This window comes from Arthrobacter sp. NPDC058097 (assembly GCF_042884885.1).
Lineage (GTDB): Bacteria > Actinomycetota > Actinomycetes > Actinomycetales > Micrococcaceae > Arthrobacter.
Genome location: NZ_JBHVSZ010000001.1, coordinates 425,614 through 439,783, shown reverse-complemented (window position 1 = coordinate 439,783; position 14,170 = coordinate 425,614). Strand labels below are relative to the sequence as shown.

The following is a 14,170-nucleotide window of genomic DNA, read 5'->3' as shown; positions in this document are numbered from 1 at the left end:
GGCTTAGACCTGGGCTCCCAGCTTGAAGCCCTCTACCGCGGCGGATGTTTCATCCTTGCGGGTGTAGGAGAAGCCGTCGGCGCCGACGGTGACGGCCATTTCGGAGGCGTCGGTGCGTTCGATGACCGGCTGTGGGTTGCCGTCGAGGTCGAGGACCAGGGAGGCTTCGGTGTACCAGGACGGGACGACGGGGTTGCCCCACCAGTCGCGGCGCTGGTTGTCGTGGACGTCCCAGGTGATGGTGGGGTTGTCCGGGTCGCCGGTGTAGTAGTCCTGTGTGTAGATCTCGATGCGGTGGCCGTCCGGGTCCAGGATGTAGAGGTAGAAGGCGTTGGAGACGCCGTGCCGGCCGGGGCCGCGTTCGATCCGGTCGCTGATGCGCAGGGCGCCCATCTTGTCGCAGATCTGGATGATGTTGTGCTTCTCGTGCGTGGCGAAGGCGACGTGGTGCATGCGGGGTCCGTTGCCGCCGGTCAGGGCGGTGTCGTGCACGGTCTGCTTGCGGTGCATCCAGGCGGCGTAGGTGACGCCGTCGGCGTCCTTGATGTCCTCGGAGACGCGGAAGCCGAGGTCCTCCAGGTAGGCGCGGCCGCGGGGGACGTCCGGGGTGACCTGGTTGAAGTGGTCCAGGCGGACCAGTTCGCCGGCGGAGTAGAGGTCGTAGCGCTGGGTGAGGCGCTCGACGTGCTCGGTCTCGTAGAAGAACTCGTAGGGGAAGCCCAGCGGGTCCTCGGCGCGGACGGAGTCGCCGATGCCCTTGGTGAAGCCTTCCTTGCGGCGCTCGGTGCGGCAGCCCAGTTCCTTGTAGTAGGCCTCGGCGGCGTCCACCTCGGCGGGGGACTTTACCCGGTAGGCGAAGGCTGCCACCGCGGCGATGGGGCCCTGGCGGAGGACCAGGTTGTGGTGGATGAACTCCTCCAGGGAGCGCAGGTAGATGGTGTTCTCGTCCTCTTCGGTGACGTGCAGGCCCAGGACGTCGACGTAGAACCCGCGGGACTTGGCGAGGTCGGTGACCACGATCTCCATGTAGGCGCAGCGGACAATGTCCGGTGCCGGGACGGTGGGGGTGGGGACGAAGTTGGTCATGATGTTCTCTCTTCTTTGAAAGGGTTCTTGTGGGACCCAACTGACTGGCAGTAGATGTCGTTTTGGAGGCTCATAACGACAACAAATGCGAGCTAGTTGGGTTAGGCGCCGAACTTCGGGGTGTGGACGGAGCCCAGGGTGATGTGGACGGCCTGCTGGTCGGTGTAGAAGTCGATGGAGCGGTAGCCGCCCTCGTGGCCCAGTCCGGAGGCCTTGACGCCGCCGAACGGGGTGCGCAGGTCGCGGACGTTGTGGCTGTTCAGCCACACCATGCCGGCCTCGACGTTCTGGGAGAAGTTGTGGGCCCGGGTCAGGTTCTGGGTCCAGATGTAGGCCGCCAGTCCGTACCTGGTGTTGTTCGCCAAAGCCAGCGCCTCGTCGTCGTTCTCAAACGGGGTGATCGCCACGACGGGACCGAAGATCTCCTCCTGGAAGATCCGCGCGTCGGGGGAGACATCGGCGAAGACGGTGGGGGCGATGTAATTGCCCTCCGGCAGGTGCTCCGGGCGTCCGCCGCCGGCCAGCAGCCGGCCCTCGGACTTACCGATCTCCACGTAGGAGGCCACCTTCTCGTAGTGCTCCGGGTGCACCAGGGCACCCACCTGCGTCTTGGGGTCGTGCGGATCACCGACCACAATGTTCCTGGCGCGGGCGGCGTACTTCTCGCAGAACTCGTCGTAGATGGCGCGTTCCACCAGGATGCGGGAGCCGGCCGTGCAGCGTTCACCGTTGAGGGAGAAGACACCGAAGAGCGCGGAGTCGATCGCGGCGTCCAGGTCGGCGTCGGCGAACACGACGCAGGGGGACTTGCCGCCGAGCTCCATGGACAGGCCCTTGAGGTTGGCCGCGGCGTTGCGGAAGATGGTCTGGCCCGTGGTGGTCTCGCCGGTGAAGGAGATCAGCGGGACGTCCGGGTGCTTGACCAGGGCGTCGCCGGCTTCCTCGCCCAGGCCGTTGACCAGGTTGAAGACGCCGTCCGGCAGGCCTGCTTCCTTGAAGATGGTGGCCCAGAGCGAGGCCGACAGCGGGGTGAACTCGGCGGGCTTGAGGACCACGGTGTTGCCGGTGGCCAGGGCCGGGGCCAGCTTCCAGGACTCCAGCATGAACGGGGTATTCCACGGCGTGATCAGCCCTGCGACGCCGATCGGCTTGCGGTTCACGTAGTTGATCTGCGAGCCGGGGACCTTCATGGCGTCGTCGAACTGGGCAACGATCAGGTCCGCGAAGAAGCGGAAGTTCTCCGCCGCACGCAGCGCCTGGCCCTTGGCCTGGGTGATCGGCAGGCCCGTGTCGAACGTCTCCAGCTCGGCGAGGCGCGCCTCCTGGGCCTCGACGGCGTCGGCGATCCGGTTCAGGACCCTGGCGCGTTCACGCGGCTTCATCCTCGGCCACGGGCCACTGGTGAACGCCTCGCGGGCGGCGGCGACGGCGAGGTCGATGTCCTCCTTCTGGCCGGCCGCTGCGGTGGCGTAGTTCCGGTTGGAGACCGGATCCAGGACGTCGAAGGTCGCCCCGCCCACCGAATCAACGAACTCGCCGTTGATGAAGTGCTGGATGTGGGTGGGCAGGTTCTCGGGAACGTAGTGCTTTGCTGCAGTTTCTACAGGAGTCGTCATCGTTGGTTTTCCTTATTGTGTAGAGCAACGCGGGGTCAGTTACAGCCCAATTAGGGGCCGTTATTGGGCGCTAAGTGACCCCGTGTTGGTTTGGGGGAGCGTGTTGGTTTGGGAGAGGTACGCGTCCAGGGTGGCGCTGCGGTGGAGCCGTGCTGCTTTTTCGATGGTGTCGGCGTCGGCGCCGGATTCAATGAGCTGCAGGAGTGCCTCGTGTTCGTCCACGGATTCGTGGGCCCGGCCGGGAACAAAGCGGAACGTTGAGGACCGCAGTGATGCCAGCCGGTTCCAGCCGCGGTGGACAAGATCAAGGATGTGCGGGTTGGGGCAGTGCTCGAACAGGACGCTGTGGAAGTCCTGGTTGAGCCGGGTGAAGCGGACAGGGTCGAAATGCTGCAGGCAGTCGCGCATCTCGGCGTTCACGGCGCGGGCCCGGGCGATGTCCGCCTCGCCGACCAGCGGTGCGGACAAGGCGGTGGCGGCACCCTCCACGATGCTCAGGGTCTGCATCGTGTAGAGGTACTCGGTGGGGTCGATGCCGGCCACGGTGGCGCCGACGTTGCGTTCGAACTTCACCAGGCCTTCGGCCTCGAGCCGGCGGATCGCTTCGCGGACCGGGACCACGCTGAAGCCGAGGTCCTTGGCGATGGCGGCCAGGACCAGCCGGTAGCCAGGCGTGTAGGTGCCTTCCACGATCCGTGCCTTGATGGCCTGGTAGGCCTGCTCGGACTTGCTGCCGGCGGTGCCGTCAGAAATGCTCGCGGGGGCGGTGGCCGTTTCAGTCATTGGCTTTGCCTGCTTCCCATTGCTCGTACTTGGCACGCCAGGCAGCGTTGAGCGGGTAGAGCCCGTCCACGCTGTGGCCCTGTTCCACCATTTCGGCGATGAAGGCTTCTTCGCGTTCCTGGGCGATCGAGTCGTTGGCGACCTCTTCGGCAATGGCCGGCGGGATCACCAGGATGCCGTCCGAGTCGGCCACGATGATGTCGCCCGGCTGCACCGTGGTGCCGCCGCAGGCGATGGTGATGTCCGTGTCCCACGGGATGTGACGGCGGCCCAGCACGGCGGGGTGCGGGTTGGAGTAATAGATGGGCAGCTCCATGGCGGCCACGGCGGAGAAGTCGCGGACTCCGCCGTCGGTGATGATGGCTGCGGCGCCGCGGACCTGTGCGCGCAGGGCCAGGATGTCGCCGATGGTCCCCGTGCCCTTCTCGCCGCGGGCTTCCATGACCAGGATTTCGCCCTCGTTGACGGAGTCGATGGCGCGTTTCTGGGCGTTGAAGCCGCCGCCGTGAGTCTTGAAGAGGTCCTCGCGGTTGGGCACGTAGCGCAGGGTCCGGGCCAGGCCCACTACCTTGCGGTCCGGGCGGGTGGCGGTGAGACCGTCGATGCTGACGTTGTTCAGGCCGCGCTTGCGCAGCTGGGAGGACAGGGTGGCGGTGCAGACGCTCTCCAGCTTGGCCTTCAGTTCCGGGGAGAGGGCGGGCCCGACGCCGGCACTTGCGTCGGCGGGAAGCCCGGCGGCCTCCCGCGAACCGTACGCCTCCTCCCGCTGCAGGTCATCGGCCTTGGGCCGGGCACCAAAGTCAGCGAACGCCGTCGTGCCTTCCTTAACTGTGGTGGTGAGGCGGCCGGTGCTCAGCCCGCCGTCGGCAGTGCTGACTTCAACCTCCAGCACGTCGCCGGGGACGGCGACGGAGGCGCCGGCCGGCGTGCCGGTGAGGATGATGTCCCCCTCCTCGAGGGTGAGCAGCTGGGACAGGTCCGCCACGAGCCGGGCGAACGGAAAGAGCAGGTCCTCGGTCGTGTCGTCCTGGACCAGGTCGCCGTTGTGCCAGGTGCGGACGCGCAGTTTGGCGGGGTCGACGGCGTCTGCCGGAATCAGTGCCGGGCCCACGGGGGTGAAGCCGTCGCCGCCCTTGGTCCGGAGGTTGGAGCCTTTGTCCGCGTAGCGGAGGTCGTACACGCCGAGGTCGTTGCTGGCCGTGACGGCGGCGACGTGGTTCCAGGCGTCCTCGAGCGCGACGCGGCGGGCGGCCTTGCCGATGATGATGGCGATCTCGCCCTCGTAGCCGAGGAGTTCGCAGCCGGCCGGGCGTTCGACGGCGGTGCCGGTCAGGGAGAGCGACGACGACGGCTTGAGGAAGTAGGAGGGCTGCGCCGGGGTCCGGCCGCGCTGGGCCGCCCGGCTGGGGTAGTTGATGTGCACCGCGATCACCTTGCGCGCTGCTGCAATGGTGTCGTCGTTGACCTGCTCCAAAGCGTTCTCCTCATCAGGTACGAAATCGTATACGAAACATACTGGACCGGATCCACAGCGTTCGTCAACCCCTGCTTTTAGGGGAAGTGGGGACTTCTTGTAACCCGGGTCATATGTGACGTACAGTACTGAAGCATAACCCCAGTTTCTATTATCGAACCATCTGTTCTGATATAGAACACATGATTTGGCGAAAGCCAGCCACACAGTGAAGTGAGGAAAGCCCGTGCAGTTCCACCACCACGGTTACGTTTCCGGTGACCCGCGCATCCAGCCAGCCGCCGGCGTCGGCATCAACCGCCCCGAAGAGCTGCCCGACGAGGTTGACGTGCTCATCGTGGGCTCCGGCCCCGCGGGCATGCTCGCAGCAGCCCAGCTCTCGCAGTTCCCGGACATCACCACACGCATCGTGGAGCGCCGCGGCGGACGCCTCGCCATCGGCCAGGCCGACGGCATCCAGGCCCGCAGCGTTGAGACGTTCCAGGCGTTCGGCTTCGCCGAGGAGATCACCGCCGAGGCCTACCGGATCACCGAAATGGCGTTCTGGAAGCCGAGCCCCGAGAACCCGAAGCACATCTACCGTGCCGCCCGCGCGGTCGACGACGAGATGGGCATCAGCGAATTCCCGCACCTGATCGTCAACCAGGCCCGCGTGCTGGACTACTTCGCCCGGGTCATGGCCTTTTCCCCGACCCGGATGACCCCCGACTACGGCTACGAGTTCCGCAGCCTCGACATCACGGAGGCGGGGGAGTACCCCGTCGCCGTCACGCTGGTCCACACCACCGGTGAGCTGGCAGGCCAGGAGCGTCTTGTGCGCGCCAAGTATGTGGTGGGTGCCGACGGCGCCCGCAGCAAGGTCCGCGAGTCGATCGGCTGCACGCTCGCCGGCGACCAGGCCAACCACGCCTGGGGCGTCATGGATGTCCTGGCATCCACCGACTTCCCGGACATCCGCACCAAGTGCGCCATCCAGTCCCACGACGGCGGCAGCATCCTGCTGATTCCGCGCGAGGGCGGCCACCTGTTCCGCATGTACGTCGACCTCGGCGTCGTGCCGGAGAACGACAACGGCGCCATCCGCAAGACCACCATCGAGCAGATCATCGCCCACGCGAACCAGATCCTGCAGCCGTACACCCTCGACGTCCGCAACGTCGCCTGGCACAGCGTGTACGAGGTGGGCCACCGTCTCACCGACAGGTTCGACGATGTCCTGCCCGCCGAACGGGACACCCGCACGCCGCGCGTGTTCATCACCGGCGACGCCTGCCACACGCACAGCGCCAAGGCCGGCCAGGGCATGAACGTGTCCATGCAGGACGGCTTCAACATCGGCTGGAAGCTCGGCCACGTGCTCGAGGGCCGCAGCCCGGAGTCGCTGCTCGCCACCTACTCCGCTGAGCGCCAGGTCGTCGCGAAGAATCTCATCGACTTCGACAAGGAATGGTCCACCCTGATGGCCAAGAAGCCCGAGGAGTTCGACGACCCCTCGGAGCTTGAGGACTTCTACGTGCGCACCGCCGAATTCCCGGCCGGCTTCATGACCGAGTACGCGCCCTCGATGATCGTCGCGGAGGCCAAGCACGCCGGCCTGGCCACTGGTTTCCCGACCGGCAAGCGCTTCAAGTCCGCTCCCCTGCAGCGCGTCTGCGACACCAACCCGCTGCAGCTGGGCCACCAGGCAACGGCCGACGGGCGCTGGCGGATCTACGTGTTCGCCGACGCCGCCGAGGCCGGCGCCGCGTCGCCGACCACCGAGTTCGCCCAGTGGCTGGCGACCTCGCCGGAGTCCCCGCTCGCCGCCACGCCGGAGGGTGCCGACGCCGACGCCTGGTTCGACGTGAAGGTCATCTACCAGCAGGACCACCGGGGCATCGACATCAACGCGGTTCCGGCCGTGTTCAAGCCGGAGGTCGGGCCGTTCAAGCTCACTAACCTCGAGAAGGTCTACGGCACGGACCCGACGGCCGACATCTTCGAACTGCGCGGCCTGGACCGCGGCGGCGTCGTGGTGGTGGTCCGCCCTGACCAGTACGTTGCGAACGTCCTGCCGCTGACCGCGACGGCGGAGCTCGGGGAGTTCTTTGCGGGCATCCTCCCGGCCCGCCGGGCTGAACCGGGGCAGGCCGAAGCGCATCAGCCCGAAACGCTACAGTCCGCCGGTTCGGGGCTGGTCGCCAACCTGGTGTAGGAACCTGCTGCACCTCGGAACAACAGAGTCCGGATCCTTTGCGACAAGGGATCCGGACTCTGTTGTTTGCGGGTGCGCCTCTGGTCCCCGTTCCCGCGGCCGTAGCCTTCTTGACCGCGCGCTGCCACCGCGGGACCCTCTGAATAAAGGTTCGACAGCCGGCCAGTGCGCTGAGGAACAACAACTGATCGCTGCCAGACAAGCCCTGTCCGACCGGGACTGCCAAGCTGGATTCAGCGGTGCGAGGCCAATGCCGGCACCCCTCTCCAACGCTCATGACCGTTAAGAAGGATCCAATGAGTATTTCAAATTCCGAGTCCCGGACTGCAGAAGCAAATCCGCGCAAGGAGCAGTCCACCGCCCTCCGCGCGGGCAGCATCGGCGTCCTGGGCATTCTCTTTTTCGTGCTTTCGGCCCAGGCCCCGCTGACCGGCGTCGTCGGCGCAGCGCCCCTCGCGGCTGCCCTCGGCAATGGCGCCGGGGCACCGGGCGCCTACCTCGTCGTGGGCATCGTCATCGTCATCTTCGCCGTCGGCTTCGTGGCCATGAGCCGGAAGGTGCAGGCCAACGGCGCCTTCTACGCCTACATCACCGCCGCCTTCGGCCGGAAGACAGGCACAGGCGCTGCCTGGCTGGCACTGCTCGCCTACAGCACGGTGCAGGCCGCCATGTACGGACTGTACGGCGCGGCTTTCTCCGGCCTGCTGGGGTCCGCCGGCGTGACCGTTCCCTGGTGGCTTCTGTCCGTTGCCACCATGGCCGGCGTGCAGGTGCTTGGTTCGAAAAACATCGAGCTCGGCGCCCGCGTCCTGGCAGTCCTGGTGGGCCTGGAAGTGGCGATTCTGCTGCTGTTCGGATTCACCGTCCTGCTGAAGGGCGGAGGCCCGGAGGGCCTCGATATGGCAGCCTCCTTCTCCCCTGAAGCGATCGCAAGCGGCGCTCCCGGCGTTGCCATCATGTTCGCCGTTGCCTCCATGTTCGGCTTCGAGTCAACGGCCATCTACTCCGCCGAAGCCAAGGATCCGCACCGGACGGTGGCGCGGGCAACGTACCTCTCCGTGGGCATCATCGCCGTGTTCTTCTCCTTCATCACCTGGATGCTGGTGAGCTTCTACGGGCCCTCGCACGTCATCGACGCCGCCGGGGCCGCCCTGGAGTCGGGGGACGCGACTTCCTTCGTGATCGGCCCGCTCGTCGATCTATTCGGCCCGTGGGCCGGTGTAACCGCCGGAATCCTCCTGGTGACCTCCCTCCTGGCAGGCATCATCGCGTTCCACAACGGCATCAACCGCTACCTCCACTCGCTGGCCCTGCGCGGTTCACTGCCCGCTGTCCTGGCGCGGACCAACAAGCACCGCGCTCCTGCATCAGCGGCCTGGGTCCAGACAACCGTTGCCGTGCTGCTCGTGGCTCCGTTCGCCGTCCTGGGAATGGACCCGGTGCTGACGCTCTTCTCGTGGTTCAGCGGACTCGCGGTGGCGGCGCTGCTGGTGCTCTACATGCTTTGCTCCCTGGCCGTCGTCGCGTTCTTCCGCCGCGAACGGGTGCCAGGACAGCTCTGGCAGACCCTCATCGCGCCGGCACTGGCTTCGCTGCTGCTGGCGTGGGTCCTGTACCTGGTGGTCAGAAACTTCACGTCCCTGATCGGCGGCAGTGCCGAAACGGCCGCCGGGTTGCTGGTTGCCGTCCCGGTGATGTTCGTGGCCGGAGTGGCGGCGGAAATCGCAGTAGAGAAACGGGGCCGCACCGCTGGGCTCCCGTTCGCCGATGAGGCTGCTGTCAGCGGCAATTAACGGCCGGTCGTCCCTAACGGTTCGTGAGGAACGACGACGGCGGGCTGGCTTTCCAGCCCGCCGTCCCGTCGCGCGTCCCTGCGGACGTCGCGCCTGGCGAGGCCCGCTGCCAGCAGGAGCAGCGCCGCCATACACGCCGCGGCTCCGCCGGCCACTGCGGTGTCGCCGGGCCACTGCCCGGTGATCCCGAGAAGGGCAGGCACCGTTGCCGTCACCTGGCTTGCCAGGACCAGGGACCAGCCGATCAACGGCGACAGCCGGCTACGGCCCAGCGCCAGCGAGAAGAAGAACAGCATCCACAAGTAGGACCAGCAGAGCCACAGCACCGCCAGCAGCGGATCCCCGGGGAACCAGGCCGCAGCCAGCACGAGGCCGCACCCGGCCACCATTCCGCAGAACCAGCCAAGGCCCCTGGACCCCAGCCCCAGCAGGAAATCCAGCCCGACATAAACGTAGGTCAGGCCGAACAGGAACATGCCGGACGCCGAAAGCAGCAGCTGCACGCCGCCGTCGGACTCCGGAGGCGCAATACCCGGAGCTGCGACGCCCGGAGCTGTGACGCCCGAATACGTGATGCCCAGATACGTGATGCCGAGGAGCAGCTGCAGGCCGCCGACGGCCAGGCTCATCACGGCGGCATCCCGGCGGGGGAGGGCTCCCAGGGTGGCTAGCCCGTTGATCAGCAGCGCGGCGCCCGAGAGGAGGAGGCAGACATGTGCCATCAGCCGGCCTTCCCAATCAAAGACACCGGAAATTCGTCTCTCATAATGCGGAATTTTGTTGTCACAATACGGAGAATAGGGCATCAGCGCTGAGCTGGCTATCGGCCTGCGGTCTTAATCGGTTAGCTTGAAAGCTCAACCAAAGGACGGCGGACTGCGCCGCCGTCCGCCGAAGATAGGACGTTTCATGGATGCACGGCTGGAGGCTGTCAGGGACGCGGTGCTGGCGCGGAATCCAGGCGAGGCCGAGTTCCACCAGGCGGTGGTAGAGGTATTCGAAAGCCTCGGCCCTGTCCATGACCGGCACCCGGAGTTCCTTCAGGCCGCCATCCTGGAGCGGCTCTGCGAGCCCGAGCGCCAGATCATCTTCCGGGTGCCGTGGACGGACGACTCTGGTCGGGTGCAGATCAACCGCGGCTTCCGCGTGGAGTTCAACTCGGCGCTCGGCCCGTACAAGGGCGGCCTCCGGTTCCATCCCTCCGTTTACCTGGGGATCGTGAAATTCCTCGGGTTCGAGCAGATCTTCAAGAATGCGCTCACCGGGATGCCGATCGGCGGCGGCAAGGGCGGTTCCGACTTCGATCCCCGGGGCCGCAGCGATGCCGAAGTCATGCGGTTCTGCCAGTCGTTCATGACCGAGCTCTACCGGCACATCGGCGAGTACACCGACGTGCCGGCCGGCGACATCGGCGTGGGCGGACGCGAAATCGGGTACCTCTTCGGCCAGTACAAGCGCATCACCAACCGCTACGAATCGGGCGTTCTGACCGGCAAGGGCATCTCGTGGGGAGGTTCGCTGGTCCGTCCCGAGGCCACCGGCTTCGGCACCGTGATCTTCACCGAAGAGATGCTCAAGACGCGGGGCTCATCCTTCGACGGGCAGCGCGTGGTGGTTTCCGGCTCCGGCAACGTGGCCATCAATGCCATCGCGAAGGCCCAGGCCCTCGGCGCCAATGTCGTGGCGTGCTCCGACTCCTCCGGATACATCGTGGACGAGGCTGGGATCGACGTCGGGCTGCTCCGGCAGGTCAAGGAGGTGGAGCGCGGCCGGCTCAAGGACTACGTTCTCCGCCGTTCCGGCGTCTCCTACGTGGAGGCCGGCTCCGTCTGGGACGTCGACGCCACTGTCGCCCTGCCGTGCGCCACGCAGAACGAGCTCGACGGCCATGCTGCCGCGCGGCTCGTGCGGAACGGCCTGGCCGCCGTCGGTGAAGGCGCCAACATGCCCTCCACCCGGGACGCCGTGGCGGTGTTCCAGGAGGCGGGGGTGCTGTTCGGGCCAGGCAAGGCCGCCAACGCGGGCGGTGTGGCCACCTCGGCGCTCGAGATGCAGCAGAACGCGAGCCGCGACTCCTGGTCCTTCGAGCACACGGAACAGCGCCTCACGGACATCATGGTGGGAATCCACCAGCGCTGCGCCGCCACCGCGGATGAGTACGGCGACCCCGGCAACTACGTGCTGGGCGCCAATATCGGCGGCTTCGTTAAGGTGGCGGACGCGATGCTGGCGCAGGGCCTGATTTAGTCGCCGGCTGATCTGGCTGCTTGGGCGCTGGCTTCCTTAGGCGCCCCGGCGCCAGTCGCTGGGTGATTCGCCGAAGGCGTCCCGGAACGTGCGGCTGAAGTGCGCCGCGTCCAGGAATCCCCACCGCGCCGCCACGGCACCCACGGAGGAGCCGGAGTGCAGCGGATCCCTGAGGTCCCGGCGGACCCGTTCCAGCCGGCGGCTCCGGATCCAGCTGGCAACCGTGCTGCCTGACTCGTGGAAGACGTTGTGCAGGTGGCGGGTCGAGATGAAATGGGCGGCGGCAATGGTGGCCGGCGACAGTTGCGGGTCAGCGAGGTTCGCATCGATGTATTCGCGGACCGACGTGGCCAGCAGCGCCTGGGGCTTCATGCTGTCCGCCGCCAGATCCAGTTCCGAGTGGAGCATGGTGGCGACGAGATCGAGGGTGTTGGCAGCGAGCCGGGAACCGCTCGGCCCGCTGAGCGCGTCCAGGTTGCCGGCGAGCTGCGTGATGAACGGTCCCACGATGCCCGCGAGGCCGGATTCCCCGGCCATGCGGACGGCCGACAGCTGTCCCACATAGTCCGGCGGCAGCGACAGGGAATCGTGCGGGAACATGACCACCATCATGCGCGCCGCATCCTCGAAAGCCAGCGTGTACGGGCGGTTGGTGTCGTAGATGGCCAGGTCGCCGGGGCGGAGCACGGCCTCGCGGTTGTCCTGGATCAGGAGCCCGGTGCCCTCGAGCTGGAGGTTTAGCTTGAAATAGCGCTGCGCGGACTGTGCCAGGAGCGCCGGTGTGCGGTGGACGCTGTGGCCCGAAGCCGAAACTTCCACGATGCAGGTACGGTCCAGCACCCTCGAGCGCATGCGGCCGCGGAACTGCTCGGGCCGGTCCGTTTCGGCGGCCAGCGGCACGAAGGACTGCGCGACGAGGTGCCTCCAGTGGTCAAAGGAGGCGGCCACGCTGGAGGTGAGGTTCTGGTTTGCGGGGCGGGCTGTGGTTGCTGGCATGAACATTCCTGACGCCGGTTGGCTGTCTGTTTGCGGATCCCCAACGCTGTGTCGTAGAACACAGTCATTTCAGGTTAGCGGCGAAATCCTGCCCTGTCATCTTTTTTCAACATCCGTCGAAAAAAGATCCCGCAAACACAAGCCGGCGGGCTCTTACTTGTTCTTGCCCCGGGCCGCTACCACCCAGCGGTCCACGAGTTCGCCGCCGCGGACCACTGCGACGTCGTCCACCAGGTTCACTGCGAGGCACACGTGGTTGGGGATGACGCGCAGCCTCTGCCCGATGGCCGGTACAGTGTCGGGCTCCGGCCACTCGACTGTGGCGTGGTGTTCCGACAGTGCGGTGATCCGGGCGTCGGGATGGTCCATCACCCGCCCGAAGCCGCTTGCCCACGCGGGCCGGTCGCTGCCGAGAACCTTGCTGCCGGCGTCGATGATGAAACGTGCCGGTCCGTCCGCTGGGGCTGCGTGGTGGCTGACCACGGTGGCCGCCACCGTCAGCGCGATGTCCTCGGCGGCGCACCGCTCCAGCTCCAGCTGCTGGGCGTCACCGAAGACGTAGACCCCCGGGCGTACCTCGGTGGCAGCCGAGTTCCCGGTCAGCATCGCCGTCGGGGTGGAGCCGCCGCTGCGGCAGGTGGCGTGGAACCCCGCCGCCGTCAGAACCTCGGATGCCCGGTTCAGGGCCTGCTGCTCCTGCATGGCCGCCTCGACCGGCATGCCCGGTGCGTAGCTGTGGCCCGGGAAGGTGAAGACTCCCGAAACTTTCAGGCCGGTGCGCGCCGCTGCTTCGGCGACCGGGGCGACGGATTCCGGGTGGACGCCGCTGCGGTGGTGGCCGCTGTCCACTTCCACGAGGACGCTGATGCTCGGCGCGGCGCTTCCCATGGCGGATCCCAGCGCCGTTGCACCGTCCTCGGAGTCCACGCCGACGGCGATCTGCGCAGTTTGCGACAGGCGCTGGAGTCGCCCGGCCTTCTGCGGCGACATCCAGAGCGGGTAGGCGATGAAGAGGTTGTCGACGCCGGAAGCCGCGAACACTTCAGCCTCGCCGATGGTTGCCACTGTCAGCCCGGAGGCTCCGGCTGCCATCTGCCGGGCGGCGATTTCGGGAATCTTGTGGGTTTTCGCGTGCGGGCGCAGGCCCAGGCCCCGTGCCCGGACGGCGGACGCCATGCGCTCGATATTCCGGTCGAGGATGTCGACGTCGATCATGATGTCCGGAGTATCGATTTCCTGCGGGATGGTCACTGCCGCTGTCTCCTGGTGGTCGCTCATTGCCGGCCCGTCAGCAGGGAAAGGTATGCCTCAAGCTGCCCGTCGAGGCCGAGCTCCGTCTGGCCCTCCGGGAGCAGCGCGGCCGCGATCTGGGCGCCCAGCAGCATGTTGAGCAGCTGGCCGGCGAGGCTGTCGTCGTCGACGGCGGTAGTTACGTCCCCGCTGTCCCTGGCCTCCGCGAGGTGGCGCCGGATCGTATCCAGCCACTGCTGCATCGATTCCCGGTGGATCTGCGCCTTGCCGGGATCGTTGATGGCCTTCTGCCAGAAGGGGATGACGATCCGCGCTTCATTGATCCGTTCCTCATCCAGCGGGAGCACTTCGACGCAGAAGGCCCGCAGGGCCGCCAGCCCCGAAAGCCCCGAGGTGACTTCGGCTATGCGCTCGTTGGTCCGGTTGAAGACGTGGCCGAACGCGAAGGTCAGCAGCGTGTCCTTGGTGGGGAAATACGGCTTCAGGGCGCCGTTCGCGAAGCCCGCCTCGGTGGCGATCTCCCGCATCGTCGCGCTTTCGATGCCCAGCCTGGCGATGATCCGCCAGGTCGCATCGACGAGCTCCAGGCGGCGCTCGTCGTGGTCAACAATCTTTGGCACGCGGCCGCTCCCCAGTAACTATTTTCGCCCAGACTCTTGTGAGCCATCTTACGTTCGCTTATTCTCTACAACTATAGAATATAAAAATCCGACCCGCCAGGGTCCCGGAC

The 14,170-nt window shown here is 66.8% G+C and carries 11 protein-coding genes; 3 read left to right on the top strand and 8 right to left on the bottom strand.

The annotated features are described in order from the left end of the window. Positions 1-3 precede the first annotated feature (3 nt). From hpaD to ACFVTE_RS02075, 4 genes are all read right to left on the bottom strand, one after another. Positions 4-1,086 carry a 3,4-dihydroxyphenylacetate 2,3-dioxygenase gene (gene hpaD / locus ACFVTE_RS02090; protein WP_387096155.1) on the bottom strand — a complete coding sequence of 361 codons (1,083 nt, stop codon included), beginning with the start codon at positions 1,084-1,086 and terminating at the stop codon, positions 4-6. A 101-nt stretch (positions 1,087-1,187) separates the two neighbouring features. After that, the gene (hpaE, locus tag ACFVTE_RS02085; RefSeq protein ID WP_387096152.1) at positions 1,188-2,702 is read right to left on the bottom strand and encodes a 5-carboxymethyl-2-hydroxymuconate semialdehyde dehydrogenase; all 1,515 of its coding nucleotides are present in this window, start codon (positions 2,700-2,702) and stop codon (positions 1,188-1,190) included. 60 nt (positions 2,703-2,762) lie between these two features. Further along, positions 2,763-3,485 (bottom strand): GntR family transcriptional regulator, encoded by a 723-nt coding sequence (locus ACFVTE_RS02080; protein WP_387096150.1) that lies wholly within the window; start codon positions 3,483-3,485, stop codon positions 2,763-2,765. Next, complete coding sequence (locus ACFVTE_RS02075) at positions 3,478-4,959, bottom strand: fumarylacetoacetate hydrolase family protein (protein WP_387096147.1); 1,482 nt, start codon at positions 4,957-4,959, stop codon at positions 3,478-3,480. The genes ACFVTE_RS02080 and ACFVTE_RS02075 overlap by 8 nt, the downstream gene beginning before the upstream one ends. 226 nt (positions 4,960-5,185) lie before the next feature. Between ACFVTE_RS02075 and ACFVTE_RS02070 the strand changes: the two genes are divergently transcribed. Both ACFVTE_RS02070 and ACFVTE_RS02065 read left to right on the top strand, forming a co-directional pair. Next, on the top strand, positions 5,186-7,153 hold the full coding sequence (locus tag ACFVTE_RS02070; protein WP_387096144.1) for an FAD-binding monooxygenase: 1,968 nt from the start codon (positions 5,186-5,188) through the stop codon (positions 7,151-7,153). A gap of 296 nt (positions 7,154-7,449) precedes the next feature. Further along, entirely contained in the window at positions 7,450-8,946 is a 1,497-nt protein-coding gene (locus tag ACFVTE_RS02065; RefSeq protein ID WP_387096141.1) for an APC family permease, read from the top strand. Here ACFVTE_RS02065 and ACFVTE_RS02060 read toward each other — a convergent pair. Beyond that, positions 8,943-9,668, bottom strand: a complete 726-nt coding sequence (locus ACFVTE_RS02060) for an AmiS/UreI family transporter (protein ID WP_387096138.1) — start codon at positions 9,666-9,668, stop codon at positions 8,943-8,945. The two genes, ACFVTE_RS02065 and ACFVTE_RS02060, sit on opposite strands and share 4 nt — an antisense overlap. A 187-nt stretch (positions 9,669-9,855) precedes the next feature. Between ACFVTE_RS02060 and gdhA the strand changes: the two genes are divergently transcribed. Next, complete coding sequence (gene gdhA / locus ACFVTE_RS02055) at positions 9,856-11,193, top strand: NADP-specific glutamate dehydrogenase (protein WP_387096135.1); 1,338 nt, start codon at positions 9,856-9,858, stop codon at positions 11,191-11,193. Between the two features lie 36 nt (positions 11,194-11,229). Here the strand turns inward: gdhA and ACFVTE_RS02050 are convergent, their stop codons facing one another. The 3 genes from ACFVTE_RS02050 to ACFVTE_RS02040 form a co-directional block, all read right to left on the bottom strand. Continuing rightward, the gene (locus ACFVTE_RS02050; RefSeq protein ID WP_387096132.1) at positions 11,230-12,189 is read right to left on the bottom strand and encodes a helix-turn-helix domain-containing protein; all 960 of its coding nucleotides are present in this window, start codon (positions 12,187-12,189) and stop codon (positions 11,230-11,232) included. Between the two features lie 153 nt (positions 12,190-12,342). After that, entirely contained in the window at positions 12,343-13,467 is a 1,125-nt protein-coding gene (locus ACFVTE_RS02045; RefSeq protein ID WP_387096130.1) for a D-TA family PLP-dependent enzyme, read from the bottom strand. Beyond that, a complete protein-coding gene (locus ACFVTE_RS02040; protein WP_387096127.1) occupies positions 13,464-14,060 on the bottom strand; it encodes a TetR/AcrR family transcriptional regulator in 597 nt (198 codons plus the stop codon). Before ACFVTE_RS02040 ends, ACFVTE_RS02045 begins: the two co-directional genes overlap by 4 nt. Between the last annotated feature and the right edge of the window lie 110 nt (positions 14,061-14,170).